Origin of the sequence: Lewinella sp. W8 (assembly GCF_004375085.3) — a bacterium.
Taxonomy (GTDB): domain Bacteria; phylum Bacteroidota; class Bacteroidia; order Chitinophagales; family Saprospiraceae; genus Neolewinella.
Genome location: NZ_SNAQ03000017.1, coordinates 21,323 through 46,944 on the forward strand (window position 1 = coordinate 21,323; position 25,622 = coordinate 46,944).

General features: G+C 56.6%; 20 protein-coding genes and 5 tRNA genes. 2 read left to right on the forward strand and 23 right to left on the reverse strand.

What is annotated here, in order from left to right; genetic code table 11:
* Positions 1-64: 64 nt before the first annotated feature.
* The 16 genes from rpoC to E1J53_RS17700 all read right to left on the reverse strand — a co-directional run bounded on the left by rpoC (position 65) and on the right by E1J53_RS17700 (position 17,185).
* Complete coding sequence (rpoC, locus tag E1J53_RS17625; protein WP_134273855.1) at positions 65-4,426, reverse strand: DNA-directed RNA polymerase subunit beta'; 4,362 nt, start codon at positions 4,424-4,426, stop codon at positions 65-67.
* A 242-nt stretch (positions 4,427-4,668) separates the two neighbouring features.
* Positions 4,669-8,493 (reverse strand): DNA-directed RNA polymerase subunit beta, encoded by a 3,825-nt coding sequence (gene rpoB / locus E1J53_RS17630; protein WP_134273852.1) that lies wholly within the window; start codon positions 8,491-8,493, stop codon positions 4,669-4,671.
* Between the two features lie 306 nt (positions 8,494-8,799).
* On the reverse strand, positions 8,800-9,177 hold the full coding sequence (rplL, locus tag E1J53_RS17635) for a 50S ribosomal protein L7/L12 (RefSeq protein ID WP_134273849.1): 378 nt from the start codon (positions 9,175-9,177) through the stop codon (positions 8,800-8,802).
* Positions 9,178-9,290: 113 nt separating this feature from the next.
* Positions 9,291-9,818 (reverse strand): 50S ribosomal protein L10, encoded by a 528-nt coding sequence (rplJ, locus tag E1J53_RS17640; protein WP_134273846.1) that lies wholly within the window; start codon positions 9,816-9,818, stop codon positions 9,291-9,293.
* A 23-nt stretch (positions 9,819-9,841) separates the two neighbouring features.
* Positions 9,842-10,534 (reverse strand): 50S ribosomal protein L1, encoded by a 693-nt coding sequence (rplA, locus tag E1J53_RS17645; protein WP_134273843.1) that lies wholly within the window; start codon positions 10,532-10,534, stop codon positions 9,842-9,844.
* A 103-nt stretch (positions 10,535-10,637) separates the two neighbouring features.
* The gene (gene rplK, locus E1J53_RS17650; RefSeq protein WP_134273840.1) at positions 10,638-11,081 is read right to left on the reverse strand and encodes a 50S ribosomal protein L11; all 444 of its coding nucleotides are present in this window, start codon (positions 11,079-11,081) and stop codon (positions 10,638-10,640) included.
* A 70-nt stretch (positions 11,082-11,151) separates the two neighbouring features.
* A complete protein-coding gene (nusG, locus tag E1J53_RS17655) occupies positions 11,152-11,697 on the reverse strand; it encodes a transcription termination/antitermination protein NusG (RefSeq protein ID WP_134273838.1) in 546 nt (181 codons plus the stop codon).
* Between the two features lie 9 nt (positions 11,698-11,706).
* Entirely contained in the window at positions 11,707-11,898 is a 192-nt protein-coding gene (gene secE, locus E1J53_RS17660) for a preprotein translocase subunit SecE (RefSeq protein ID WP_134273835.1), read from the reverse strand.
* 335 nt (positions 11,899-12,233) lie between these two features.
* Positions 12,234-12,306: transfer RNA gene (locus E1J53_RS17665), tRNA-Trp, on the reverse strand.
* Positions 12,307-12,965: 659 nt separating this feature from the next.
* Entirely contained in the window at positions 12,966-14,168 is a 1,203-nt protein-coding gene (tuf, locus tag E1J53_RS17670) for an elongation factor Tu (protein WP_134273832.1), read from the reverse strand.
* 154 nt (positions 14,169-14,322) lie between these two features.
* Positions 14,323-14,394 (reverse strand) — tRNA-Thr (locus tag E1J53_RS17675).
* Between the two features lie 88 nt (positions 14,395-14,482).
* Positions 14,483-14,558, reverse strand: a tRNA-Gly gene (locus E1J53_RS17680).
* A gap of 118 nt (positions 14,559-14,676) precedes the next feature.
* Positions 14,677-14,758 (reverse strand) — tRNA-Tyr (locus E1J53_RS17685).
* Positions 14,759-14,809: 51 nt separating this feature from the next.
* Positions 14,810-14,882: transfer RNA gene (locus E1J53_RS17690), tRNA-Thr, on the reverse strand.
* Positions 14,883-14,988: 106 nt separating this feature from the next.
* Positions 14,989-15,918 carry a tyrosine-type recombinase/integrase gene (locus tag E1J53_RS17695; protein WP_134273830.1) on the reverse strand — a complete coding sequence of 310 codons (930 nt, stop codon included), beginning with the start codon at positions 15,916-15,918 and terminating at the stop codon, positions 14,989-14,991.
* 250 nt (positions 15,919-16,168) lie between these two features.
* Positions 16,169-17,185: a lipopolysaccharide assembly protein LapB gene (locus E1J53_RS17700; RefSeq protein ID WP_173021547.1), complete on the reverse strand. Its 1,017-nt coding sequence runs from the start codon at positions 17,183-17,185 to the stop codon at positions 16,169-16,171.
* Positions 17,186-17,242: 57 nt separating this feature from the next.
* On the opposite strand from E1J53_RS17700, the gene E1J53_RS17705 reads away from it, so the two are divergent.
* On the forward strand, positions 17,243-18,238 hold the full coding sequence (locus tag E1J53_RS17705; protein ID WP_134273824.1) for a hypothetical protein: 996 nt from the start codon (positions 17,243-17,245) through the stop codon (positions 18,236-18,238).
* Here E1J53_RS17705 and E1J53_RS17710 read toward each other — a convergent pair.
* The 3 genes from E1J53_RS17710 to E1J53_RS17720 all read right to left on the reverse strand — a co-directional run bounded on the left by E1J53_RS17710 (position 18,235) and on the right by E1J53_RS17720 (position 22,379).
* Positions 18,235-19,401, reverse strand: a complete 1,167-nt coding sequence (locus E1J53_RS17710) for an adenylosuccinate synthetase (protein ID WP_134273821.1) — start codon at positions 19,399-19,401, stop codon at positions 18,235-18,237. The two genes, E1J53_RS17705 and E1J53_RS17710, sit on opposite strands and share 4 nt — an antisense overlap.
* Positions 19,402-19,658: 257 nt before the next feature.
* Positions 19,659-20,525, reverse strand: coding sequence for a hypothetical protein (locus tag E1J53_RS17715; protein WP_134273819.1), 867 nt, complete (start codon positions 20,523-20,525; stop codon positions 19,659-19,661).
* A gap of 564 nt (positions 20,526-21,089) precedes the next feature.
* Positions 21,090-22,379: a Gfo/Idh/MocA family protein gene (locus E1J53_RS17720; RefSeq protein WP_173021548.1), complete on the reverse strand. Its 1,290-nt coding sequence runs from the start codon at positions 22,377-22,379 to the stop codon at positions 21,090-21,092.
* 119 nt (positions 22,380-22,498) lie between these two features.
* Between E1J53_RS17720 and E1J53_RS17725 the strand changes: the two genes are divergently transcribed.
* Complete coding sequence (locus E1J53_RS17725; protein ID WP_134273813.1) at positions 22,499-22,855, forward strand: hypothetical protein; 357 nt, start codon at positions 22,499-22,501, stop codon at positions 22,853-22,855.
* 102 nt (positions 22,856-22,957) lie between these two features.
* Here the strand turns inward: E1J53_RS17725 and E1J53_RS17730 are convergent, their stop codons facing one another.
* The 4 genes from E1J53_RS17730 to E1J53_RS17745 form a co-directional block, all read right to left on the reverse strand.
* On the reverse strand, positions 22,958-24,337 hold the full coding sequence (locus tag E1J53_RS17730; protein WP_134273811.1) for an ADP-ribosylglycohydrolase family protein: 1,380 nt from the start codon (positions 24,335-24,337) through the stop codon (positions 22,958-22,960).
* Between the two features lie 19 nt (positions 24,338-24,356).
* Positions 24,357-24,554: a hypothetical protein gene (locus tag E1J53_RS17735; RefSeq protein WP_134273808.1), complete on the reverse strand. Its 198-nt coding sequence runs from the start codon at positions 24,552-24,554 to the stop codon at positions 24,357-24,359.
* A 4-nt stretch (positions 24,555-24,558) separates the two neighbouring features.
* Positions 24,559-24,774, reverse strand: a complete 216-nt coding sequence (locus E1J53_RS17740) for a DUF4177 domain-containing protein (RefSeq protein WP_134273806.1) — start codon at positions 24,772-24,774, stop codon at positions 24,559-24,561.
* A gap of 145 nt (positions 24,775-24,919) precedes the next feature.
* Positions 24,920-25,597, reverse strand: a complete 678-nt coding sequence (locus tag E1J53_RS17745; RefSeq protein WP_134273803.1) for a thioredoxin family protein — start codon at positions 25,595-25,597, stop codon at positions 24,920-24,922.
* Between the last annotated feature and the right edge of the window lie 25 nt (positions 25,598-25,622).

Consider the following 25,622-nt stretch of genomic DNA (forward strand, 5'->3'; position numbering starts at 1 on the left):
CCCGCCAGCAACAGCTGACGGGGCGTAATCTTTCAATTATGTTCGGTCGGAACCGAAGAGCGATTTACTCCGCGTTTTCGACTTCAGCACCGGGAGCGCTGGCTTCCTCCGCGGCCTTGGCTGCGGCTTCTTCCTCAGCGAAGGCAGCCTGACGGGCCTCCCACTGATCCTGTGCTTCCTGCGTGGTCACGAAGAGGCGGTCATAGCGACGCATACCCGTACCGGCGGGGATCCGCTTACCAACGATAACGTTCTCCTTCAGACCCTTTAGGTAATCGCGCTTGGCACCGATGGCGGCCGTAGAGAGTACCTTGGTCGTCTCCTGGAAGGAGGCAGCACTGATCCAGCTTGGCGTACCGAGGCTGGACTTGGTGATACCCTGCAGCAGCGGGAAGGAGGTGGCGGCCTGAGCGTCGCGGAAGGTCACGGTTTTCATGTCTTCCCGCTTCAGGCGGCTGTTTTCCTCACGCACCTGGCGCATAGTAACAATCTTACCCGCCCGCAGCGTTTCACTGTCTCCGGCGTCGGTGATGACCTTCTTGTCAAAGATCCAGTCGTTCTGCTCGAAGAATTCGTAACGCTCCACGGCTTCACCTTCCAGGAAGGTCGTGTCACCCGGATCAACGATCTGCACCCGGCGCATCATCTGACGGACGATGGTTTCGATGTGCTTGTTGTTGATCGTGATACCCTGGCTACGGTAAACCTCCTGTACACCGTTCACGAGGTGCGTCTGTACGGCGAAGGGTCCCTTCACATTCAGGATGTCGCGGGGTGCGATGGCACCGTCGGAGAGCGGCATACCGGCCCGAACAAAGTCCTGGTCCTGGACCAGGATGTGCTTACTCAGGTTGATGAGGTACTTCTTACGCTGTCCGTCCTTCGCTTCGACGATCAGTTCGCGGTTACCGCGCTTGATCTTCTTGCTGAAGGTGACCACACCGTCGATCTCACTGACCACGGCGGGGTTGCTGGGGTTACGGGCCTCGAAGAGCTCCGTTACCCGGGGCAGACCACCGGTGATATCCGCTATCTTACCGAGCTTCCGGGGAATCTTGACGATCTTCTGTCCGGACTTCACCTCCGCACCGTCTTCGATGCTGATGTAGGCACCTACCGGCAGGTTGTAGCTCCGTAGTTCGGCACCGTCCTTGTCCAGAATGGTGATGGTAGGAATCTTCTTACGGTCACGCGTTTCGATTACGACCTTCTCCTCGAAGCCGGTCTGGTCGTCACGCTCAGTCCGGAAGGTTACCCCTTCATCGATGTCGCTGAATCGGGCAATACCGTTGAATTCGGAGACAATCACGGCGTTGTAGGGATCCCACTCCACGATGATTTCTCCCTTCTTGATGGTCTGGCCATCCTTCACGAAGAGCGTACCACCGTAGGGAATGTAGTGCGTCACGAACTGCTTGCCGGATTCCGCGTCTACGATCCGGATTTCACCGGAACGGGAAAGCACGATTTCCTGCACTTCTCCCATATCGTTTTCGGCTTCTACCGTACGGATGCCGTCAAAGACGATCTTACCGTTGAACTTGGAGGCCAGTTCGCTTTCCACCCGCGTAACGGAGGCCGTACCCCCTACGTGGAAGGTACGCAGCGTCAGCTGGGTTCCCGGTTCACCGATGGACTGAGCGGCAATGATACCTACGGCGTCACCCTGCTCGGCGCGGCGGCCGGTCGCCAGGTTCTTACCGTAACACTTGGCACACACCCCACGCTTCGTCTCACAGGTGAGTACGGAACGAATGGTTACTTCCTCGATGCCTTCCTGCTCAATGTAGGCGGCGGTTTTATCGTCGATGTAGCCATCGGCCTTGACGATCACTTCGTCGGTCACGGGGTGCAGGATATCCTCCAGGGCAAAACGACCCGCAATACGACTCGTCAGGCTTTCGATAACCTTATCATTTTCCTTGAGGGAAGTCGTATCGATACCCCGAAGCGTACCACAGTCATCTTCCATGACAACTACGTCCTGGGCAACGTCGACCAGTCGACGCGTCAGGTAACCGGCGTCGGCGGTCTTCAGGGCCGTATCGGCCAGACCCTTCCGGGCACCGTGCGTGGAGATAAAGTACTCCAGTACGGAAAGACCGTCCACGAAGTTGGAGAGGATCGGGTTCTCGATAACCGCCGGTCCGGAGTCGTTACTCTTCTTCGGCTTGGCCATCAGACCACGCAGACCACACAGCTGCTTAATCTGCTGCTGGCTACCCCGGGCACCGGAGTGCAGCATCATGTATACGGAGTTGAAACCCTGCTTGTGCTCGGCCAACTCCTCCATGAGGGTATTGGTGATCTTGTTATCCGCGTAGGTCCACTTGTCAATGATCTGGTTGTACCGTTCATTGTTCGTGATCAGACCCATGTTGTAGTTATCCATCACCTCCTCCACGTCAGCGCGGGCCTCGGTGAGGACTTGCTGCTTAACGGAAGGGGTAATCAGGTCACCAAGGTTGAACGACAGTCCACCCTTGAAGGCCCAACGGAAGCCCATGTCCTTGATCTTGTCCAGGAATCCGGCCGTAACGGCGAAGCTGGTCCGATCAATGATGTCACCGATAACCTTCTTCAGGTTTTTCTTGGTGAGCAGCACGTTGACGAAGGGCACGCCCTCGGGAACGGACAGGTTGAAAATTACCCGACCGGTGGTGGTCTCGGTAAGTTTCAGCACCAGGTCACCGTTTTCGTCCTCAACGGGAACGCGAACGTGAATCTTGGCGTGAAGGTCCAGCTTGCCTTCGTTGTAGGCGATCATGACCTCTTCCGGGCTGTAGAACTTGCGGCCCTCACCCTCTACCTTGATCTCCTCGGTGCTCGTACGCTCCTTGGTGATGTAGTACAGTCCGAGTACCATATCCTGTGAAGGCAGGGTTACCGGCGTACCGTTTTGGGGGTTGAGCATGTTGTGGCTGGACAGCATCAGTACCTGAGCTTCCAGGATCGCGCCCTGGCTCAGGGGGACGTGTACGGCCATCTGGTCACCGTCGAAGTCGGCGTTGAAGGCCGAACATACCAGCGGGTGCAGCTGGATGGCCTTACCCTCGATCAGTTTGGGCTGGAAAGCCTGGATCGACAGACGGTGCAGCGTCGGTGCCCGGTTGAGCAGTACGGGGTGCCCCTTCAGAATGTTTTCCAGGATTTCCCAGATCACGGGTTCCTTACGGTCGACCAGCTTCTTGGCGCTCTTTACCGTCTTCACGATGCCGCGCTCGATGAGCTTACGGATCACGAAGGGCTTGAACAGCTCGGCGGCCATCCCCTTCGGCAGACCACATTCGTGGAGCTTCAGCGTAGGACCTACTACGATCACGGAACGACCGGAGTAGTCAACCCGCTTACCGAGGAGGTTCTGGCGGAAACGTCCCTGCTTACCCTTGAGGATATCGGACAGCGACTTCAGTGCCCGGCCACCTTCGGCCTTCACGGCGTTGCTCTTGCGGCTGTTGTCGAAGAGGCTGTCTACGGCCTCCTGCAGCATCCGCTTCTCGTTACGCAGGATCACTTCGGGAGCCTTGATTTCCAGCAGGCGCTTCAGACGGTTGTTCCGGATGATGACGCGGCGGTAGAGATCATTCAGGTCAGAGCTGGCGAAACGGCCACCGTCCAGGGGTACCAGCGGACGCAGTTCGGGGGGAACGACGGGCAGGTACTGAATGATGGTCCATTCGGGCTTATTGGTGCAGTTTTCCTGGGCGTCCCGGAAAGACTCCACCACGCGCAGACGCTTAAGTGCCTCGCTCTTCCGCTGCTGGCTGGTTTCGGTGTTCGCCTGGTGACGAAGCTGATCGGACAGCTCGTCCAGTTGCAGGCCTTCCAGGAGGTCCCGCACGGCGTCGGCACCCATCTTGGCCACGAACTTATCGGGGTGACCGTCTTCCAGCTGCTGGTTCTCGGGGGGCAGGGTTTCGAGAATGTCGAGGTACTGCTCCTCGGTAATCAGCGTTTTATGCTGCAGCTCGTCGCTTTCCCGGATACCGGGATTGATCACGACGTAGCGTTCGTAATAAATAATGCTCTCCAGGTTCTTGGAGCTAAAGCCGAGCAGGTAAGCAATCTTGTTCGGCAGGCTCTTGAAGAACCAGATGTGGACGACGGGAACCACCAGGCGAATGTGCCCCATGCGCTCGCGACGAACCTTCTTCTCGGTCACCTCAACGCCACAACGGTCACAGACAATCCCCTTATAGCGGATCCGCTTATACTTGCCACAATAACATTCATAGTCCTTTACGGGACCAAAAATCCGTTCACAGAACAGGCCGTCACGCTCCGGCTTATAGCTCCGGTAGTTGATGGTCTCCGGCTTGAGTACCTCACCGTAGCTGCGATCCAGGATCTCGTCCGGGCTCGACAGGCTGATGGTGATGGCGTCAAAATCCTGCTTCTGGATACTGTTACTCTTCTTGAATGCCATATTGATATTTATAAGGAGGACTTTAGTGAGGGCGGCGGTCCCGAGTTCCGTTTGCTCGTCGGGATCACCGATTCTTTACAGAATGCGGCGGAGCGCAGGTGCCGGGTCAATCCGTCCGGCCGTGGTTGCTCTTTCGAAACAACCCTGGCACCTGCGCTTGCGCCCTCATCAAAGTTTACTTTTCAAAAAATGATTTCCGACGGCTCGGAAACCTGGGGGTGGGATTACAAAATTTTGTAATCCTAGTCGAACTTGACGTCCAGGGCCAGACCACGGAGTTCGTGGACCAGTACGTTGAAGGACTCCGGAATATTGGGTTCCGGGAGGTTGTCCCCCTTGACGATGGCTTCGTAGGCCTTCGCACGTCCCTGAATGTCGTCCGACTTGATGGTAAGCAGCTCCTGCAGGATATTGGAAGCACCGAAGGCTTCCAGGGCCCACACCTCCATCTCACCGAAGCGCTGGCCACCGAACTGGGCCTTACCGCCCAGCGGCTGCTGGGTAATGAGGCTGTAGGGGCCAATGGAGCGAGCGTGCATCTTGTCGTCCACCATGTGGCTGAGCTTGAGCATGTAGATCACCCCTACCGTAGCTTGCTGGTGGAAGCGGTCTCCCGTTTCACCGTCAAAGAGGTAAGTCTGACCCAGGCTCGGCAGGTTCGCCTGCTGGATGTACTCTTCGATTTCATCCTGGCTGGCACCGTCGAAGATGGGCGTACCAAACTTCATGCCCAGTTTCTCACCGGCCCATCCCAGAACGGTCTCGAAAATCTGTCCGAGGTTCATCCGGGAAGGTACCCCCAGTGGGTTGAGGATGATGTCTACCGGAGTACCATCTTCCAGGAAGGGCATGTCTTCATCACGCACGATCCGGGATACGATACCCTTGTTACCGTGACGACCGGCCAGCTTGTCCCCTACCTTCAGCTTACGCTTCTTGGCCAGGTAAACTTTAGCCAGCTTCAGTACACCGGCGGGGAGTTCGTCACCCACGCTGATGTTGAAGGTTTCCCGCTTGAAGCGACCAACCTCCTCGTTCACCTTGATGCTGTAATTGTGCAGCAGTCGGGCGATGAGGCCGTTCAGGTCGTCGCTGGTCGTCCAGTTACTGTAGTCGATGGTCGTGTAGTCCAGGTCACGGAGCAGTGACTGGGTGAATTTCTCTCCCTTGGGTACTACCGCTTCGCCGTAGATGGTGCTTACGCCCTGGCTGGCGCGACCGCGGACCAACTTGTCCAGCTTGTCGACGAGGATCGTCTTGAGCTTGTTGAGGTTGATCTTGTGCTCGTCCTCCAGCTTCTGCAGCTTGATCTTTTCGGCATCCTTCTGCGTCTGATCTTTCTTCTGGCGGCTGAAGAGGTCCTTTCCGATCACTACGCCCTTCAGGGAGGGGCTGGCCTTCAGGGAAGCATCCTTCACGTCGCCGGCCTTGTCACCAAAGATGGCGCGCAGCAGCTTTTCTTCCGGCGTCGGATCGCTTTCGCCTTTGGGCGTAATCTTACCGATCAGGATGTCACCTTCCTTCACCCAGGCACCGACGCGGATGATACCGTTCTCGTCAAGGTCCTTGGTGGCTTCCTCACTTACGTTCGGAATGTCGTTGGTCAGTTCTTCCTGGCCGAGTTTGGTGTCCCGGACGTCCAGTTCGAAGTGCTCAATGTGCAGCGAGGTGAAGATATCTTCCCGAACTACGCGCTCACTGAGTACGATGGCATCCTCGAAGTTGTACCCTTTCCAGGGCATGAAGGCCACCTTCAGGTTCTGTCCGAGGGCCAGTTCGCCCTTCTCGGTAGCGTAACCGTCACAAAGGATCTGCCCTTTGGTCACCTTCTGTCCGCGACGGACGATGGGCTTCAGGTTCACGCAGGTTCCCTGGTTGGTCCGCAGGAACTTGGTCAGTCGGTAAGTCTTACGGTCGTCGTCGAAGGATACGAGACGGTCTTCGTCGGTACGCTCGTAGCGAACGATTACCTCCTTGGCGTCGACGTATTCGATGACCCCGTCGCCTTCGGCGTTGATCAGCATGCGGCTGTCGCGGGCGACCTTTCCTTCCAGGCCGGTACCCACAATGGGGCTGCTGGGACGCAGCAGGGGAACGGCCTGACGCTGCATGTTGGATCCCATCAGGGCCCGGTTGGCATCGTCGTTTTCGAGGAAGGGAATCAGGGAAGCAGACACCCCAACGATCTGGTTGGGAGCTACGTCCATGAACTCCAGTTCATGCGGTTCGAGTACGGGGAAGTCACCGTGGTCACGGGCCTTTACCCGGTCTTCCACGAAGGCGCCTTTCTCGTTGATTTCGGCGTTGGCCTGGGCGATCTTCTTAAAGTCTTCGCCCTCAGCGCTGAGGTAGATCGGATCACCGTCCATCACCACCTTGGAGTCCGCAACGGCGCGGTAGGGGGTTTCTAGGAAGCCCATCTTGTTCACTTTAGCGTGCACACAGAGGGTGGAGATCAGACCAATGTTGGGGCCCTCCGGCGTCTCGATCGTACACAGGCGGCCGTAGTGGCTGTAGTGAACGTCACGCACCTCGAAGCCCGCCCGCTCCCGGCTCAGACCACCGGGGCCGAGTGCGGAAATCCGGCGCTTGTGGGTGATTTCGGAGAGGGGGTTCGTTTGGTCGAGGAACTGAGACAGTTGGCTGGTACCGAAGAAGCTGTTGATTACGCTCGAAAGGGTACGGGCGTTGATCAGGTCAATGGGGGTGAATACCTCATTGTCCCGCACGTTCATCCGCTCCCGGATGGTGCGGGCCATCCGCGCAAGGCCTACGCCAAACTGTGCGTAGAGCTGCTCCCCTACCGTGCGTACACGACGGTTGCTGAGGTGATCGATATCGTCGATCTCCGCGCGCTGGTTCATCAGGGCAACCAGGTACTTTACGATGGCGATGATGTCCTCCTTGGTCAGTACCAGGGTTTCGTCGTCGGTACCGGCGTTCAGCTTACGGTTGATCTTGTAGCGACCGACTTCACCGAGGTTGTAGCGCTTGTCGCTGAAGAACAGCTTGTCGATGATACCACGAGCGGTTTCTTCGTCCGGTGGATCACTGCCGCGAAGCTGGCGGTAGATGTACTGAACCGCTTCGATTTCGGAGCTGGAAGGATCTTTTTGCAGCGTATTGTAGATGATGCTGTAATCCATGCCCACGTCTTCCTTCTGCAGGATGACGTTCTCGATGCCGTCGGCGGCCAGGATGTCTTCGATGTTCTCCTCGGTAAGGACGGTATCCCGCTCGAGGATAATTTCGTTACGCTCGAGGATTACGAGTTCTCCCGTGTCTTCGTCAACGAAGTCTTCCGTCCAGGCGCGCAGTACCCGGGCGGCGAGTTTCCGTCCGACGGCTCCCGTGAGGGCTTCGCGGGTGTTGGGCACTTCATCGGCCAGGTCGAAGAGGTCCAGGATGGACTTATCGCTGTCGTAACCGATGGCGCGCAGCAGCGTCGTTACGGGGAATTTTTTCTTACGGTCGATGTAGGCGTACATCACCGTGTTGATGTCGGTAGCAAATTCCATCCAGGCGCCCTTGAAGGGGATTACCCGGGCGGAGTAGATGGCCGTACCGTTGGGGTGGAAGTTCTGACCAAAGAATACTCCGGGGCTGCGGTGCAGCTGGGAGACAATGACGCGCTCGGCGCCGTTGATCACAAACGTACCCTTGGGCGTCATGTAGGGGATGTTCCCCAGGAAGACGTCCTGTACGATGGTCTTGAAATCCACGTGTTCTTCGTCATTACAGGAAAGACGAAGCTTGGCCTTCAGCGGAACGCTGTAGGTGAGTCCACGCTGCATACACTCAGGAATGGTGTAGCGAGGGGGATCGACAAAGTAGTCGAGAAACTCCAGGTTGAAAATGTTCCGCGTATCGGAGATCGGGAAATTTTCCTGAAATACCCGATAGAGACCTTCCAACGCCCGGTTTTCGGGAGTGGTCTCTAACTGGAAGAATTCCTGGAATGATTTTAATTGAATTTCTAGAAGGTCGGGGGAATGATCGGTTAGCTTGATCTTACCGAAGCTGACCCGTTGTTCTTCGGCATTAAGGATCTGGCCGTTTGACGTCATTAGCAGTTTTCCTTTATATTTGGCCCAGGTACCAGACTTCCGCGGTGACTAGTAGCCGGGGGGATGTTATATGGACCGGGCGCGTTTGCCCGGGCGGGGATTAGGGAGTGCGAATTAGGTAAACAGCAGCTCCCCGAATAAAGTTTTGCCTATCCGACAATTCTCTATACGACGATAGCTTAGCCGGACAATACCGCCCGCTAAGCCGTCCAAAGGCCCCAAAAGACCTTTTTCAGTGTAAAAGAAGTAGCGGGGGCAATTACCGGGGTAATTGCCCCCAGCTATTTCTTCAGACAGGAGGCTGAATTACTTCAGCTCAACCGTAGCACCTGCTTCTTCGAGAGCAGCCTTGATGCTTTCGGCCTCTTCCTTAGCAACGCCTTCCTTGATCGTAGCAGGAGCGCCGTCCACCAGTTCCTTAGCTTCTTTGAGGCCAAGTCCCAGGAGGTTCTTCACTTCTTTTACAACCTTGAGTTTGCTACCACCAGCGGATTCGAGTACGATGTCGAAGTCCGTCTTAGCGGCGGCACCAGCGTCGCCACCATCACCGGCGGGGCCAGCAACGGCTACCGCAGCAGCGGCGGGCTCGATGCCGTACTCGTCTTTCATGATGGTTACGAGCTCGGTTACCTCTTTGATGGTAAGTTCTACGAGCTGTTCGGCGAGGGCTTTTACGTCTGCCATAATATAAAGTATTTAAAAGTGATGTACGATAGAGTATCGCGTATCAGCTTGGAAGCCAAAAAATTAATTAAGCGGCAATTGGGTACTCATTAAAAAGTACTCGTTCACCAGGTTTACGCCTCACGCTCTTCGAGCGCCTTGAGGAGGTTGGCGACATTGCTGCCACCGCTTTGCAGGGCACCAAGCAGGTTTTGCATGGGGCTTTGCAGCAGGGTAAGCAGGTCGCTGATCATTTCCTCGCGAGACTTCAACTTGGACAGTGCGTCCAGTTGCTCGTCGCCGGAGTATACGGCACTGGCAATGTAGGCGGCCTTCAGGATGGGGCGTTCGCCGTCTCCACGAAACTCCTTGATTACCTTGGCGGGGGCGTTGGCAACTTCGGCGAACATCAGGGCGGTGGGGCCCTTCAGCGCGTCAAAAACTGCACTGTAGTTGTTTTCTTCGGGGAAGGTTTCCAGGGCCTTACGGGCCAGGGTGTTCTTCACCACCTGCATGGATACGCCTTTTTCAAAGCACATTCCGCGCAGCTTATTGGTTTGCTCGACGGTCAGCGTCGAGGCGTCGGCGATGTAGAAGTACTCGTTATTTTCGAAGCGCTCCTTTAGCTGCTCGATGGCCGCCGCTTTTTCGTTCTTAGTCATAGTTAACTTACTTTAAGTGACGGTTAAGCAATGGATTTCGGGTCTACCTTGATACCGGGGCTCATGGTAGAGGCCACGGTAACGGATTTGACGTAGGTGCCTTTGGCGCTGGAGGGCTTCATGCGGAGCACCGTTCCCAGCAGTTCATTGGCGTTGTCTTTCAGTTGGTCGGGGGTGAAACCGACACGACCTACGCTGGAGTGGATGATACCGAATTTGTCAACCCGGAAGGCAATCTTACCGCCCTTAACGTCGGTGATGGCCTGGGCAACGTCCATCGTTACCGTTCCGGATTTGGGGTTGGGCATCAGGCCACGGGGGCCGAGTACACGACCGAGACGACCAACTTTAGCCATCGTCTGTGGCATGGCCACAACAACGTCAAAGTCGGTCCAGCCTTCAGACACCTTGGTGACCATGTCGTCGAGTCCGACGAAGTCGGCACCGGCTTCTTTGGCAGCCTGTTCCTTATCCGGAGTTACAAAAGCGAGTACGCGCTTGGTCTTACCCGTACCGTGAGGGAGCGTCACCGTGCCACGGAGGGCCTGGTCAGCTTTACGGGGGTCGATGCCAAGACGCACGTGTACGTCAACCGAAGCGTCGAACTTGGCAGTATTTACTTCCTTCACGAGGGCCATGGCCTCCGCGAGGGTGTACTGCTTTTCGGCGTCGATTTTCTCAGCGGCGGCCTTGCGGGCCTTACTAAGTTTAGCCATTAGTATAGAAATTTGAGGTGAAGCGCATGCCGGAGGCATGCTCCCTACATTGATTACAAGATTAGATGAATGCCCGGGAATAGATTACCCGAACGGGGCAGCCTTAGGCTTCCCAGGGAGGAGTTCCGTCCACAACGATACCCATGGAGCGGGCCGTTCCGGCCACCATTTTCATGCCGCTCTCTACGGTAAAGCAGTTGAGGTCAGACATTTTGTCCTCGGCGATGGCGCGCACCTGGTCCCAGCTTACCTTGGCAACCTTGTCCCGGTTGGGCTCCTTGGATCCGCTCTTGATCTTTGCGGCTTCCAGCAGCTGAACGGCCGCGGGAGGCGTCTTGATGACAAAGTCAAAGGACTTATCCTTGTAAACGGTGATGACTACCGGAAGTACTTTTCCGGGGCGGTCCTGCGTAGCGGCGTTAAAGCGCTTACAGAACTCCATGATATTGACCCCCTTGGCACCCAGTGCGGGACCTACCGGAGGAGCAGGGTTTGCGGCTCCACCGCGTACCTGTAGTTTGATAAAACCTTCTGCTTCTTTAGCCATTTTAGCTTATTTGCGTCGTACGAGCGAAAACCACGGGGGAATTCTCCGACTATGTTCCAGATGATTGGGGTTACGACTGCTTTTCGACCTGCATGAAGTTGAGTTCCACTTCGGTGCCGCGGCCAAAAATCTTGACGATAACTTTGAGTTTCTTCTTTTCCTCGTTGACTTCCTGAATATCCCCGACAAATTCGTTGAACGGACCGTCGATGATTTTCACCGTCTCTCCCTCGATGAAGGGTTCGATCATGGTATCATCAGCCTCCAGGTTTTCGTCAACCTTACCGAGCAGGCGGTTAGCTTCGCTGTCCCGCATCGGGATCGGCTCCGCTTTACCCAGGAAGTGAATAACGTTGGGAAGGCTGGTAATGGCATCCACCAATTCGGCGTTGAGGGCATAGGGATCTGCCTCCACCAGGATGTAGCCGGGAAGGATGTTTCGGTCTGAGATAACCTTCTTACCACCGCGAATCTTGTATACCTTCTCGGTGGGTACAACGATCTTGGTCACGTGGTTTTCCCAGTTGTTCCGAGCGATCTCCTTCTCGATCCGCTCCTTGATTTTTTTCTCCTTACCGGAGATGACCCGCAATGAATACCATTTGGTGACTGCCATGGAACTTAATTAGACGGCGCCGTAGATAAGGTCTACAACATTTTTCCAAACAAAGTCCATTACCATAATCAGCAGCGCAAAGATTACGGAGCCGATCAGTACCAGAATGGTGTTGGTCTGAAGCGTGGAGAAGCTGGGCCAGGTCACGTTGTGCACCAGCTCATTGTAGCTTTCCCGCAGGTAAAGTCCGATTTTGTTCATCAGAGGATTATTATGTACGACCAACCGAAGTTGACCGTAATGAGGCACGGGTAGAGAGATTACGTCCGACTAGCGTCAGGCCGTGAGACCGCTTCGCTAAGTTCGAACTCCCAGCCCCTGGTTTGCCTACGGCGCTGCTTCGCGGTCGCTTGCTATGCGCGGACTGCTGGCGGCGGTTGGAGACCTGAGGCTCGGAGAGAATCTTTCCATCCGAAGTTCTGCACGGGTAGAGAGACTCGAACTCCCAGCCCCTGGTTTCGTTTGCTACGCGGCACGGCTGCCTGCGGCGGTTGGAGACCTGAAGCTCGGAGAGAATCTTTCCATCCGAAGTTCTGCACGGGTAGAGAGACTCGAACTCCCAGCCCCTGGTTTTGGAGACCAGTGCTCTACCAATTGAGCTATACCCGTGTATGGTTATTTCAAAGAGTGCACCTTGCGTTCAAGGTGGGTATGGGAACAGCCCCTGGTTGGCCTGCGGCGCTACCTAAAGGTGGTTGGAGACCAGTGCTCTACCACCACGAAGTAGTCGCGAAGCGCATTGAGCTATACCCGTGTATGGTTATTTCAAAGAATACACCTTGCGTTCAAGGTGGGTGCGGGGACAGCCCCTGGTTGGCCTGCGCGGCTACCTAAAGGTGGTTGGAGACCAGTGCTCTGCCACCACGAAGTAGTCGCGAAGCGCATTGAGCTATACCCGTGTATGGTTATTTCAAAGAGTGCACCTTGCGTTCAAGGTGGGTATGGGAACAGCCCCTGGTTTCGCTGCGCGGCTACCTAAAGGTGGTTGGAGACCAGTGCTCTGCCACCACGAAGTAGTCGCGAAGCGCATTGAGCTATACCCGTGTATGGTTATTTCAAAGAGTGCACCTTGCGTTCAAGGTGTAAAAGACGGCAACGGATTCACCCTGCTTTCAGGGTAAGGTTGCACCTGCGCTTGTCGCAAAAACCGTGCCAAAGGAGGCGAGGAGATGCAGGCAGGTAAGAAAGTGAAAGTTAAGCACCCACCAGAGGGTACTTAACTTTCACATCTTTATCAAGGAATCGGGCGGACGCCCGACGTAGATTCCTTAAGCGTCGAGTACTTCGGTAACCTGACCGGCACCTACCGTACGGCCACCTTCGCGGATAGCGAAGCGAAGACCTTTTTCCATGGCGATCTCGGCGAGCAGCTTAACCTCGAGGGTTACGTTATCACCGGGCATTACCATTTCCACGTTCTCGGGGAGAGTTACATCACCCGTTACGTCCGTGGTACGGAAGTAGAACTGAGGACGGTAGCCGTTGAAGAACGGGGTGTGACGACCACCTTCTTCTTTAGACAGTACGTAAACCTCACACTTGAAGTGCTTGTGGGGCTTTACGGAACCTGGCTTACAGATTACCATACCACGCTTGATGGCTTCCTTCTCAATACCGCGAAGCAGCAGACCGGCGTTGTCACCAGCTTCACCGCGATCGAGAAGCTTACGGAACATTTCTACACCCGTGATGGTGGAGGTCAGTGCCTTCTCACCTTCTTTCTGCATACCCAGGATCTCAACGGGGTCACCAACGTTGATGACACCACGCTCGATACGACCGGTAGCAACTGTACCACGACCCGTGATGGAGAATACGTCCTCTACGGGCATCAGGAAGGGAAGGTCAACCAGACGCTCGGGCTCGGGAATGTCACTGTCAACGGCGGCCATCAGGTCCATGATCTGCTGCTTACCGTCAGCGTCTCCTTCGAGTGCTTTCAGGGCAGAACCGATGATGATGCTTGCGTTGTCGCCGTCGTACTCGTACTGGCTCAGCAGTTCGCGTACTTCCATTTCAACGAGTTCCAGCATCTCTTCGTCATCAACAAGGTCGGCCTTGTTCATGAATACTACGATATTGGGTACACCTACCTGACGAGCCAGGAGGATGTGCTCACGCGTCTGGGGCATGGGGCCGTCCGTAGCAGCAACTACGAGGATAGCTCCGTCCATCTGAGCGGCACCCGTAACCATGTTCTTTACGTAGTCAGCGTGGCCGGGGCAGTCAACGTGAGCGTAGTGACGGTTCGCGGTTTCGTACTCAACGTGAGCAGTGTTAATCGTGATACCGCGCTCTTTTTCTTCGGGAGCGGAGTCGATGCTGTCGTAGGACATAACGTTACCGCCACCAGCAGCTTCGGCCAGTACGGTCGTGATCGCAGCGGTCAGGGTGGTCTTACCGTGGTCAACGTGACCGATAGTACCGATGTTGACGTGCGGCTTATCTCTATTGAATGTTTCCTTAGCCATTACAGGATAAGATTTAAGGGGATTAAAAAACTAGTTTGGTCAGGGTGCGAACCGCACCCCGGCCGCCCCTATCTGCCGGAAAATCCGGAGACTTTTTGTGACTTGCGGACCAAGCCCGCAAATCTGAAATAAAACCTGAATTTCATTCCAAATGAGCCAACGGTGAGATTTGAACTCACGACCCCTTCCTTACCATGGAAGTGCTCTACCCCTGAGCTACGTCGGCAAATTTCAAGTAGCGGCAACCATCGTTATGGTCGCCCAGTGAAAGCACGCAAGACCAATTTAATGGTCCATCAATACCTCCACCGTAGTGGAGCGGAAGACGAGACTCGAACCCGCGACCCTCAGCTTGGAAGGCTGATGCTCTACCAACTGAGCTACTTCCGCAAGTGATGTTTGAGATTTGAGATTTGAGATTTGATGTTGTTGGGTGCTCACTCTTTCAAGAAAAGCATTTCCCTCAACATCATACGTCAAACGTCGCGTATCAAATATCAAGATAATGTGGGGGTGGTAGGATTCGAACCTACTCAGCCGAAACACTGGATTTACAGTCCAGCCCACCTCTCCAACTGTGGCGCACCCCCGGTGGTTTCTAGATCACGACCAATTTCCCCGGAAGGAAAATGACAATTTTGAGCCGATAGACGGACTCGAACCGCCGACCAGCTGATTACAAATCAGCTGCTCTACCAACTGAGCTATATCGGCTGATGAGCCGGTGATCTAGGCTATTTTTTCAAGTCAACTCTTGGACGTTTTCCAAAAGCGATTGCAAAGGTAAGTCCTTTCTCACAATTGGCAAAACACCACGAAATTATTTTTTAGTTCCTTTTTTATTCTCTTTTTCGCCGCCGCCTTCCGGGTGCGCCTGTTGGTAGATTTCCCGCAGTCTTCTTACGTTGTTGTGGGTGTAAAGCTGCGTCGCCGCCAGATTGGCGTGGCCCAGTAACTCCTTGACCGCATTGAGGTCCGCCCCGCCCTCCAGCAAATGGGTGGCAAAGGTGTGCCGTAGCACGTGGGGACTTTTCTTGTCCTCGGTCGTAAAGGCTTCCAGATATTGCTTTACCCGGTTGTAAACATACTTGGGATACATGGGCTTCCCACGATCCGTCAGTAGCAGTTCCGTGATCTCGGGGGCGGCCACCACCTGCTGACGCAAGTGTGCATAATACTCAATCAGCTCCGCCAGGGCCGGACCGAAGGGAACCAGACGCTCTTTATTTCCCTTTCCGCGAACCGTCAGGCGGCGGCGGTCCATGTCCACGTCCGATTCCCGCAGCCCGATTAATTCGGCCCTCCTCAGTCCGCAACTATATAATATGGTCAGGAGCAGCTGGTCCCTCAGGGTGGAGAAATCCTGGTTATGGGTGGGGTCCGGGAAAGCGTTGAACAGTCTTTTCATCTCCCCTCCCCCCACGGCGGTGGGTAAACGACGCCCCACCTTGGGGGTGGGAATCCGTAGCGTGGGATTATCCTTTTGTTGCCCCCTGGCCTGACGATACTTATAATAGGCCTTGAGGGCAGACAACTTCCGTCGAATGGTCGTCGCCGCCATCCCCTCTTCCACCATCTGGGCCAGCCAGCTTTTCACCATCGCCCGGTTCACCTCCCTGGCCTGGCTTACTTCGTACTGAAGTTCGCAGTAGCGGGCAAACTGCCGCAAATCTCCCTCGTAGGCCAACAGGGTGTGGTCACTTAGTCGCCGCTGATGGCGCAGGTGGGCCAGAAATTCGATAAACTGCACGGGAGCGGTGATTCAATGATGTGTGATGAAAATCCACTGGTCTGACCAGACACTCCTTGCCCCCCGATAGCTATCGGGGGGCAACGTCATGTACCGTTCAGACCAGGGTTTAACCGTGGTCGGCGCTGTTTCGCGAAGGCGTAACCGAGTGAAACGGCGTCCGAACACTTTTAGACTCAGCATCCCAGGCGCGAAATTTTTGTCACCCCAGATTCTTTGAGTAACCCAACAAAGCTACGGCTCAATTCTGCTACTGGCCACCGATGCGGGCCATCCCCTGCTGGGCCAGCTCGTAGTCGGGGGCAAAACGCAGGGCCGTTTCGTAGTCCCGCCGTGCCTTCGCCGTATCTCCCAATACTTCGCTGGCGTACCCCCGGAAGAAAAATCCCCGGATGTGGACGGGGTCATTCTGGATCACGAGGTTAAACTCCTCGTAGGCACGGGCCGCGCTGTCTAATTCCATCAAAAGTAAGCCGGCGTTAAAGTGCCCGGCCACGTACTGCCGGTCCGCCAGGCTGGCCTGCCGGTAGGTTTCGATGGCCTCGGGCAGCTTCCCAATATCCCGGAGATAGTCCGCCTTGGCGTGCAGGGCATAAACGTCCTCGGGGTCAATGGCCACCGCCGCATCAAAGTACTGTTCGGCCCGCGGCAGTCCCTTCGCAAACAGCAGTTGCCCCAGGGTGATGTAGGCGTCAATCATGTCGGGATCAATCTGCGTGGCCTCCTCGGCCGCCTTGATCGCGCGGGCCGTATCCCCCGTTTCTTCGAACACCTGACTGAGGAGCAGGTAGGCATCCGGATTACGGGGATCAATCCGGGTGGCCTCATTCAGGGAGCCAATGGCATCTTCATATTGCTTTAACTGTAGCTGGGTTTCCGCCAGTCGTAGCTGGGTTTCCACAAGATCGGGGTCCAGGGCCGCCGCTCGTTCCAGCGTCCGGAGGGCCAGGCGACTCCGGTAATACTCCATGTATACGTCGCTCAGGTTGTAGTGATAGGGAATATTGGTGCTGTCGATGGACAGCGCTACCCCCAGGTCGGCAATGGCCGCCTCGTAGTTCCGCTTGTCGTAATGCATGGTCGCCCGCTGGGCGTAGAGGTCCGCATTTTCGGGGTTCTGGGCAATGGCCTCCGTCAGGCGGGCAATCCCCGGATCACTGCTGACGGGTACTTCCGCCCCGGCTGTTTCGGTAGCGGGTTGATCCGGCTCACAGGCAGCCAGTAAGAAAAGGAAGCAAAACAAAGTGCAATAAAGGAGTCGATTCATCCGGAGGAAAGTATTTTCGCCGCAAAGGTAGTTAACGTCCATTCCTATCCTTTTCCTATGTCAAAAAGTCATCCCATCGTCGAATGTATCGCCCAGGTTTCCGTAGGAAGGGATTCAGAGAACCTCCGGGGACTGGCGGCGGCCCTCTCCTCCATCCCGGATTGCTACCTTTTGCGTCAGGACACCCACCCTGACACTCAGCAAGCGGTTCTCACCCTTGCCGGTCAGCCGGATGCCGTTTTCGCGGGGGCGTATCAGTTATACGCCTACGCTGCGCTTCATCCCGACCCGCAGCAAGATCAGGCAGACGACTCCAGAATTGATGCCGTGACCGTGTGCCAGTTTGTTCCCATTTCCGGCGTGAAGGAGAAGGATTTGATGGCGCAAGCGCAGGTGCTGGCCCAACGGGTAGCGCAAGATTTTCACTTGCCGGTCTTTCTCGATGTCCAGTCCGCAGCCTCTCCGGATCAGAAAGTCCTTGCCGACATCCGCCGCGGAGCATACCAGGGCCTTGCCGAAAAGCTCCGGGGTTCCGTCGCACAGCCCGACTACGGCCCCGCCCTTCCCCACCCCCAACTGGGCGCCACCGTGATAGCCGTGCACCCCTTCCATATTGCCTGGAACATCAACCTGGCCCCCGGGGCCAGCCCGGAGCAGGCCCACACCCTGGCGGCAAAGCTCTCCGGCAACGGCCCCGAGGGAACACCGGGGCTTTTCCCTGGATTGATGGCCACCGGCGAACGTACGGCTCCCAACGATCGCTGGCAGATATCCTGCGACCTAATTAACCCGGACAAGACCGACCTCGCCCGGGTTTACCTGACGGCCGTCAACCTCGCCACGGGGCTCGGCACCCGGGTCACCGGCTCCGAGCTCCTCGGCCTGATCCCCGAAAAGTACCTACGGAAAGCCGGCAAATCCTTCAGCTTCGACGGCGATCGGGAGGGAGAAATCGAGGCCGCCGTTACCATCCTAGGCCTCGGGGATCTGGCCCCCTTTAACTGGCGGGAACGGGTGCTGGAGGAAGTGCTGCGAAGTGCTTCCGCTGATTAAGCCACCTCGAAGGAGTCCACTAATTTTTTCAAATCTCCCACCTGCCCATAATTACCCCACACGTCCTGAAATCCCCCTAGGCTCCGGCCCAGATACGCCAGGGACGGAAGGGTGATGACGTCCTTTCCTTCGGTGGCCCGCCAGGGGGGCGTCAGTTGATCCAGGCAGGTGACGACCAGGGCCCGGGGAAGTCCCGCAGCGTAGTGGGCGTCCGCCCGTAGGGCGAAGCGGAGTTGGCCGAGATCGAGCAGGGACCGGCGCTGTGCTCCCTGCCAGGGGTTGGTGGTGTTGGTTTCGTAGGGAGTAGGTGTTAATTCCGGACCGGGTAAGTCTTCGTTCTTCAGGGGACCATTGCCGTGACGGGTCTGGTAGGCCCGGGTCACGTAATAGATGCAGGGGTCCGGCAATTGGTTGCGTTGGATCATCTCCAGCGCCTGCCGGCTCGTTACGTGCGCGCGGGTGACGTGGGGGAAGTAGCCAAATTCCTGATCGAGTAAGATGCCCTGACTTCCCTCAAAAATGATGGCATCGAAGTCGGAGCACGCGCTCCGGAAAAAACCCCGCTCGGAAACAATCCGCAGATTCCTTCGTACCGTGTCCACCGCAAGGTGAAAGGACTCCAGGGCTTCCTCCAGACTTTCGGCCGCAAATTCAACTCCCCGACCGGCGTAGTAATCGGCCACGGAACGAAGTTTTGCCGTGAGGACGAACTCGTCCAGCAGGTCCATCACGTGCAACTTGTGGGGACCTTCGTGGCGGGCAACGGTGCTGCCGAAGCCCACGCCACAACTGCCGTGGCGCAGTTCGCTTTCCCGACGCCGGTTAGCCAGCACGTCGTAGGGCGTAGTTACCGGGCACCGACCGTCCACGAACAGTTCCGGCTCTATGCCCTTATCCCGCAGGGCCTCCAGTTCGTTCCGGTAAGCGACGGGGTAAAAGGTGCAGTAGCGGCTCCAAAAGGTGGGGGCACCGGCCAGGGTGCCCGCTCCGAAGGAGCTGAAGACGTGGTGCACGCCTTCGGGGCTGCGGACGGTATGTCCCGCCTGGTGCCCCCCACTAAAGCGCACCACGAGGGGACGCACGGCCTGGCGGCACAGATAATCCGTCGTAACGCCCTTGCCTTCGTCGCCATAACCGAGGCCGAGAATAATGGAAGTTTTCATGGGGTGATGATTTTATGGGTGAGGGAGGGATTGGTTATTTAGGGTGGTCTCGAAGTGTTGATCGTGAAGAGTCATTCCAGGCAAGATTGCTGGTTCGGGTTACGGCTCGACCTGGAAGGTCTCGACCGGGGGGAAGATTGGTGGCTCGGGCAAGGGCTCAACCTGGGAGGTCTCGACCGGGGGGGAGGAAGACCGCAAGTCATGGCCGATACCCGATCAGTTGGCACCTGCGGTCCCCGCCCAAAACATTTGTTCGACTAGAGGACGCTCTCCAGTGCGCGGTGAACGCTTTCATCTTCGAGCTGAGCGATGGCCCCGCTCGCAGGACGCGTATGCATGGCCACGATCATGGCGATCAGCAGGCCGAGCTTTTTGTAGTCGTCCAGTACGATGAAGTGCTTGCCGAGCAGGTCACTCCAGTAATTCATCACGCGGGGGTTGCCCTGACGCCCTCCCCGGCCCACGTGAATGTGGAAGACGTGGTAGCGCTCCTGGGCCTCGGCCAGGAGCGCCCGGGCGTTAACGGCCTGAGCGTGATCGTAGCCGAAGAGTTGCAGCTGCGACTGGGCCTCAAAAACATCGTGGCTGGTATCGTCGCCCACCGTGAAGAGGAATCCCTTCTGCCGGCGCTTTTCCCAGCAATCGATGCTCGTGTGGCGGGCCACGGCGTGCCAGGCCAGGAAGTAGCTTTCCGGGGCATCTCCTCCCCCACCCTCCAGAAACAAGCGGGTAAGCCCGTCGTTGATGAGCTGGGTGGAGGACTCAAATTGTCCAAATTGCAGGGGCGCCTTATCGCAGCGGTGGTCACCCACGGCACTGAACATCAGTTGCGGGTCCTTTACTTCGTGGTCGAGCAGGGTGTCCATCACACTCCCCAGTTGGTTGCTCACCATGTCGTGCGGGATGTGCCCCATCGAGCCCGTGACGTCCAGAAACATGGCAATTGCCAGGCTTTCGGGGTGCTCGGCGGAGTCCCGGCTCTCGCGCATCCCTACCCGAAAGGGGTCGAGCTTGGGGTCGATGCGACGGTGTTTGTTGGCGGTGAAAATTTCGTCCCGGCCCTTGCGCGCATAACTGCGGCGATAACCGGCGTACTCAGAGGAAGACCATTTTCCGTATCCCATAGGGCAGTGATTTTAGGTGGCCAGAAAGTTGGCCATAAAAAATACTTAGTTTTGAAATTAAACTAAGTTGAACGACACAAAAATAGGGCTACTTTACTTAAAAAACAAGTAAAGTGGAAAATCTTTTCTTCTTTCTCATCGATTTCACCCCTGCCCGGTGGCTACCAGACAGGTAAAATGGTGCTGTAGCGCCGGATTCATCCGGCGTAGGGTGATAAAAATTTCGCGCTTGGAATGTTGAGTCCAAAAGTGGTCGGACGCCGTTTCACTCGGCTACGCCTTCGCAACAAAATAATCAGGGTCCTGTACGCTTGTGTGAGAAATGATCAACACTACGATAAAAAATTTCACCAACGACTTGCGTAGACTATAGTAATCAGAACAGTGGATTTTCATCACCCTACATCCGGCGAATACTCAAGGTCAACGGCTGAAGCCGTCGCTACGGAAGACTTTAATGATGGCTACTCCAAAATGAAAGCACCGGACCATACCATGATCCGTCTTTAATTAAAGTACACGTAATTGCCAACGGCACTATACAATCGTTAGCCCCATTACCCCCTACCCCAAAGATGTCCGGTACGCATCGCCCAGCAGCTTGTTGGCTTTCCGGTCGTTGGTGATCCGCTCTTTCTCGGGGTCCCAGATGATGGGCTTCCCGGTCCGGTAGGCGATGTTGGTCAGCGTACAGACGCTGGCGGAGCGGTGCCCGGTCTCCGCCGGGCAAAGTACCGGGGTGCCTTCCCGGATGGCGGTGAACCAATCCCGCAAGTGGCGAACATTGGTGTGGATCTCCTCCCCGGAAGCCATCGGCTTCGGAGGGATCAAGCCCGGAATGGTGCTGTCCAGGAAACCCCGACTTACTTCGATGGCTCCTTCACTGCCCACAAAGCGGATGGCGTTCCCCCGACCGAAGCGGCGATGGTCCACCCGGAACCCATTCTTGTACACCATGGTGAGTCCTTCCTGGGGTGCCTCCCCCATGGGCGGAAAGAACTTTTCCGGACCACTGTCGTCCATGCCCAGGGCCCACTGCACGATGTCAAACATGTGTGCTCCCCAGTCCGTAACCATCCCACCGCCGTATTCCGCGTAGTCGCGCCACTTGGCCCAGATGCGCTGACCGGGATCGGGCGCCAGGAGTTGGTTGTAGGGGCGCATCACCGAATTGCCCACCCAGGCCTCCCAGTTGAGTCCTTCCGGTACCGGCTGCGCGGCCAGATCGAATACCTTCGGCGGTGGACCGATACTCACGACCGCGTGGCGGAGTTCACCAATTTTACCGGCTTGAATCAGCTCCACGGCTTTAGAAAAGTTGTACATCGAGCGCTGCATACTGCCGGTTTGCAGCACCTTCCCGCTGGCCTTTACCGCCGCGACAATGGCCCGGCCTTCCTCGATGGTGTGCGCCAGTGGTTTCTCGCAGTACACGTGCAACCCGCGGTTGAGGGCCTCGACGCACATACGGCCGTGCTGGTGGTCCGGGGTGACGATCAGGACGGCGTCCAGTCCGTCATGCTGCAGCAATTCCCGGTAATCGGCGTATTGCCGAATGTCTTGCTCGTTGAAGTCATCCTGTCCCAGCGTGGCCGCTCGTGCAGTGAGGCGCCCCAGAAGGTAGGCCATCTTCCCGGCGTAGACGTCACAAATGGCGACCAGCTGGGCCTCTTCCATACCCGCCAGGTGGTTGGCCAGGCCCACGGCCTGGCGCCCGCAACCAATGATGCCCACCTGAAGGCGGGCGTTGGGGCTGGGCCGGCGGATGCCACCACGCAGTAGGTAGGGGAAAAACAGGGCGGTACTGGTGGCCGCTGAGGTCCGGAGGAATTGACGACGGGAAGCAGTGGACATGATTAGGTATTGAGGTTCCCCCAAAAGACGCATGAGCAGGGGTGCACCACTAAAAATTCACCCTACCTTATGGAAACTTCTCTTCTTCACCGTCCCTAGGGCAAACAATCACTCCAGACATGCGTACTTTCTTCCTTCTCCTCTTCGTCGCCATGGGTTTCAGTGCACAAGCACAAATTGACGATTCTCTTCCCCCCTGGTTCAAGGCTGACTTACTGCTGGACCGGCTGGATGACCGGCTGACGGATCTCCGTTCAGGGCAGATGAGCAGCATCGAAAACGCCCTGAATCAACTGCTGCGCAGTGCCCCCCGCAATCCGACCAAGCAGCAGAAAATGCAGGCCAAGAAGCGTATTCGTCGCGCCATCACTCAGTACCTGGACCCCAAGCAAATTGAGCAGCTCAAGGCCATGCGCCGCACCGGCGACAAGGATGCCCTGGACCGCATCATCGATAAGTCGAGCCCGAACCGATGATCGAAAAAGACTGGGTTTTCGGATGAACTCATCTGACCGGGTGGTGACTAGCGGCCGCCCGACGTATGCCATGACTTGCCCGAAGAACACCCTTCGGGTGAGTCACTTTTGTTGTGGCATCGGCGGGGGAAGATCCACCAGTGGAATGGTCCAGGCCGCTCCGGGATGAGCGGCCATGGGCATTTCCGTACCACCACCTATCTCGAAAATGATGGCCCGCTCGGTAATCTCCGCGCCCCGCCGGGCCATCTCGGAGAAAGTATCGATGCCCTCGTTGGGGAAGTTCTGGCGGGTCCGGTGGATGTTGAACCGTTCGGCGAACGTTCTCCCGAAGGCGGTTTCTACCCCCTCTTTGCCCAGTAGAAAACCCAGCAGGCCACCCCAGGTGGCCGTGGGGTTATCACTGTCCCAGCCGCAGAGCGTACCAATCTTGATGGTTTCCTTCAGGTCCCCTTCCCCGTAGAATAGGCTCACCAAACTGGCGGCAAAGTTGATGCCCGCCGCAAAGCAGCCGTTGCAGTACAGGTTTTGTGCGGTGATGTCGTAGCCATCGGCACTCTCCACCTGATACCGTTGGTACACTTCATCCCGGGCCTGCTCCCAGGGGATCCCGGCGGCATGACGATCGCGGACGAAATCGTACATCCTGGCGGGGTATCGGGAATCGGTGAGGTGCTGGCGGGCGCTGTCGGCCATCCAGCGCACCAATTCCGTCAAATCCACGGGTTCCTCCGCCTCCTCGCCCTTTTCAATCGCCAGCGCGTGGGCCGCCAGGGCGTGCATGATGACGTAGAACTCCGCGATCTCCTGGGCCTCATACCTTGCGGTGGTCTGAATCGGCAGCCGGGCCATCTTCAGCGCCACGTCGGGGCGCCCCGGAGCAAAAAGTCCGAATATTTCCGTGGTCAGTTGGGCGTCGATCATGGCGTAGTGTTCGTTCAGGCTCGAATCGCCCGTCATCGGCGGCAAAACGCCTTTCCCCATCAGGTCCAGCGCCCGCTGGTTGGATACCCAGAGGTAGTTTTCTTCCTCCTGACGGATGTGCCGTAGCCAGCCATCGCGAATCTGCTCGGGCGTCAGCGTGCTCGTTTCGTGGGTATACAACAGGTGCTGATACAGGTACTCAATGTCCGTGTCGTCGTCGGCTCCCCACAGGCTGTCCGGGTCCGCAAAAACGAAATCGATGGTCGGCGAAATGTCGCTGATGTCGTCGCCGGACCAGATGTTAGGTTGGTCCGGTCCGCCCCAATCATCCCGGGTGTAAAAGTCGCCGGTCTGCACTTCTCCCACATTACCCACCTTATCCATTTCGGTGACGAGGCCCGTCCAGTTAGCGATGCACTGTCCCAGCCAAAATCCGTAGAGGTGGTCTTCGTATTCCGCTGGACTGATGGTTATCGTGGTGGTGATCACCTCTACATTGGGCGGCGGCGCGCAGGTGCAGAGAACAAGGGTAAGGGAGCAAAGAATAACGTAGCGCATACCCGAAAAATACGTCCTTTTACGGACGCCCCTCCTTTATTTGGCGTTGTCGGTTGCTTCGGAAGTACACCGTTAAGATGAGCACGGCATTCAGTAAGAACAACCCTGCCTTGAGATAGTCATTCAGTACGTAAACCTCCGCCACATCAAGCAGTAACAGGATGATGATGGAAAACAGTCCGAGCGCCAATAATCCGTCTACCAGTTTTTTCTTCATCACACTAGGTATTGTCGGGGACCATAATGGGTCGGCGAAAAGTAAGTACGATACCGCTGGTTTTTCCGTGATCCCAGAGATTGTGGGCCACCGCGGTGGTACTGACCAGTTCCCAGCCTTTTTCGGCCGCCGAATTGATATTCTTATCCAGGTGAACGAGATCAGCATCATCCCGAAATTTACCGGACACGATGATGGATTTATATTCGAAATTGGGCATGACAGCATTTTGCTTCAATATCGTATGCCGGTCGCTGGTGGACAAACCTCCTCGATCAACCAGGGACGAAATCCGACCAATAGAAAGGGGGCAAAAGCCTCAGACTTTTGCCCCCTCTTTCCTGGTTTTTCCGATAGTTATCGGTTTACTTGGCCTTGATGGAACAACCGATGGCTTTGACCTCGGTGGGCTCCGGCATTTGGCCGGCTTCGAGGGCCGCCACGGCCATTTCCACGTAGCGCTCGGTCACACCTTCGGCGTCCTGGGCACTGTCGTCGATGGCACCGTGGTACTGCAGCACGCGGTTAGCGTCCAGCAGGTAAATTTCGGGCGTCTTGGTGGCGCCGTACTGGGGGAAGATGGTCTGTTCGGCATCCAGCAGGTAGGCAAAGCCAAAGCCTTTTTCGGCAGCGCGGGCCTGCATGGCCTCCATGTTATCGCCGGGCTTGATCGTAACGTCGTTGGGCTGAATGGCCACGACGGGGTATCCCATGGGGGACATCTTTTCGTGGAGGGCCACCAGGCGTTCTTCGTAGCCCTTGGCGTAGGGGCAGGTATTGCAGGTGAAGGTCACGATGTAGCCCTTGGGGGTTTCACCGTTGGCGTCCATGGTGGAGGCCAGGCTGTGCATTTCGCCGTCGATGCCCTCCAGCAAGAAGTCGGGGGCTACGTCACCGATCTGCAGTCCGCTGACGGCGGGCTCTTCGGCTACGGGGGCTACTTCCGTTTCGGTTTCGGTCGCTTCCGCGGTGGCGGTTTCTCCGCCGCAGGCCACGAGCAGTACGGACAGCGAAAGTAAAAGGGATAGTGAAAGGATTTTCATTGTGGTTGGTTTAATGGTTGTTTCT

What these genes read in the sequence shown, in the direction of transcription:
- E1J53_RS17715 (WP_134273819.1), bottom strand. Translation starts at nt 20,525, where the DNA reads ATGGGATACGGAAAATGGTCTTCCTCTGAGTACGCCGGTTATCGCCGC.
- E1J53_RS17705 (WP_134273824.1), top strand. Translation starts at nt 17,243, where the DNA reads ATGTCAAAAAGTCATCCCATCGTCGAATGTATCGCCCAGGTTTCCGTA.
- secE (WP_134273835.1), bottom strand. Translation starts at nt 11,898, where the DNA reads ATGAACAAAATCGGACTTTACCTGCGGGAAAGCTACAATGAGCTGGTG.
- E1J53_RS17720 (WP_173021548.1), bottom strand. Translation starts at nt 22,379, where the DNA reads ATGTCCACTGCTTCCCGTCGTCAATTCCTCCGGACCTCAGCGGCCACC.
- tuf (WP_134273832.1), bottom strand. Translation starts at nt 14,168, where the DNA reads ATGGCTAAGGAAACATTCAATAGAGATAAGCCGCACGTCAACATCGGT.
- nusG (WP_134273838.1), bottom strand. Translation starts at nt 11,697, where the DNA reads ATGGCAGTCACCAAATGGTATTCATTGCGGGTCATCTCCGGTAAGGAG.
- E1J53_RS17740 (WP_134273806.1), bottom strand. Translation starts at nt 24,774, where the DNA reads ATGCCCAATTTCGAATATAAATCCATCATCGTGTCCGGTAAATTTCGG.
- E1J53_RS17730 (WP_134273811.1), bottom strand. Translation starts at nt 24,337, where the DNA reads ATGCGCTACGTTATTCTTTGCTCCCTTACCCTTGTTCTCTGCACCTGC.
- rplA (WP_134273843.1), bottom strand. Translation starts at nt 10,534, where the DNA reads ATGGCTAAACTTAGTAAGGCCCGCAAGGCCGCCGCTGAGAAAATCGAC.
- E1J53_RS17700 (WP_173021547.1), bottom strand. Translation starts at nt 17,185, where the DNA reads ATGAATCGACTCCTTTATTGCACTTTGTTTTGCTTCCTTTTCTTACTG.
- E1J53_RS17725 (WP_134273813.1), top strand. Translation starts at nt 22,499, where the DNA reads ATGCGTACTTTCTTCCTTCTCCTCTTCGTCGCCATGGGTTTCAGTGCA.
- E1J53_RS17745 (WP_134273803.1), bottom strand. Translation starts at nt 25,597, where the DNA reads ATGAAAATCCTTTCACTATCCCTTTTACTTTCGCTGTCCGTACTGCTC.
- E1J53_RS17735 (WP_134273808.1), bottom strand. Translation starts at nt 24,554, where the DNA reads ATGAAGAAAAAACTGGTAGACGGATTATTGGCGCTCGGACTGTTTTCC.
- E1J53_RS17710 (WP_134273821.1), bottom strand. Translation starts at nt 19,401, where the DNA reads ATGAAAACTTCCATTATTCTCGGCCTCGGTTATGGCGACGAAGGCAAG.
- rpoB (WP_134273852.1), bottom strand. Translation starts at nt 8,493, where the DNA reads ATGACGTCAAACGGCCAGATCCTTAATGCCGAAGAACAACGGGTCAGC.
- rplJ (WP_134273846.1), bottom strand. Translation starts at nt 9,818, where the DNA reads ATGACTAAGAACGAAAAAGCGGCGGCCATCGAGCAGCTAAAGGAGCGC.
- rpoC (WP_134273855.1), bottom strand. Translation starts at nt 4,426, where the DNA reads ATGGCATTCAAGAAGAGTAACAGTATCCAGAAGCAGGATTTTGACGCC.
- rplK (WP_134273840.1), bottom strand. Translation starts at nt 11,081, where the DNA reads ATGGCTAAAGAAGCAGAAGGTTTTATCAAACTACAGGTACGCGGTGGA.
- rplL (WP_134273849.1), bottom strand. Translation starts at nt 9,177, where the DNA reads ATGGCAGACGTAAAAGCCCTCGCCGAACAGCTCGTAGAACTTACCATC.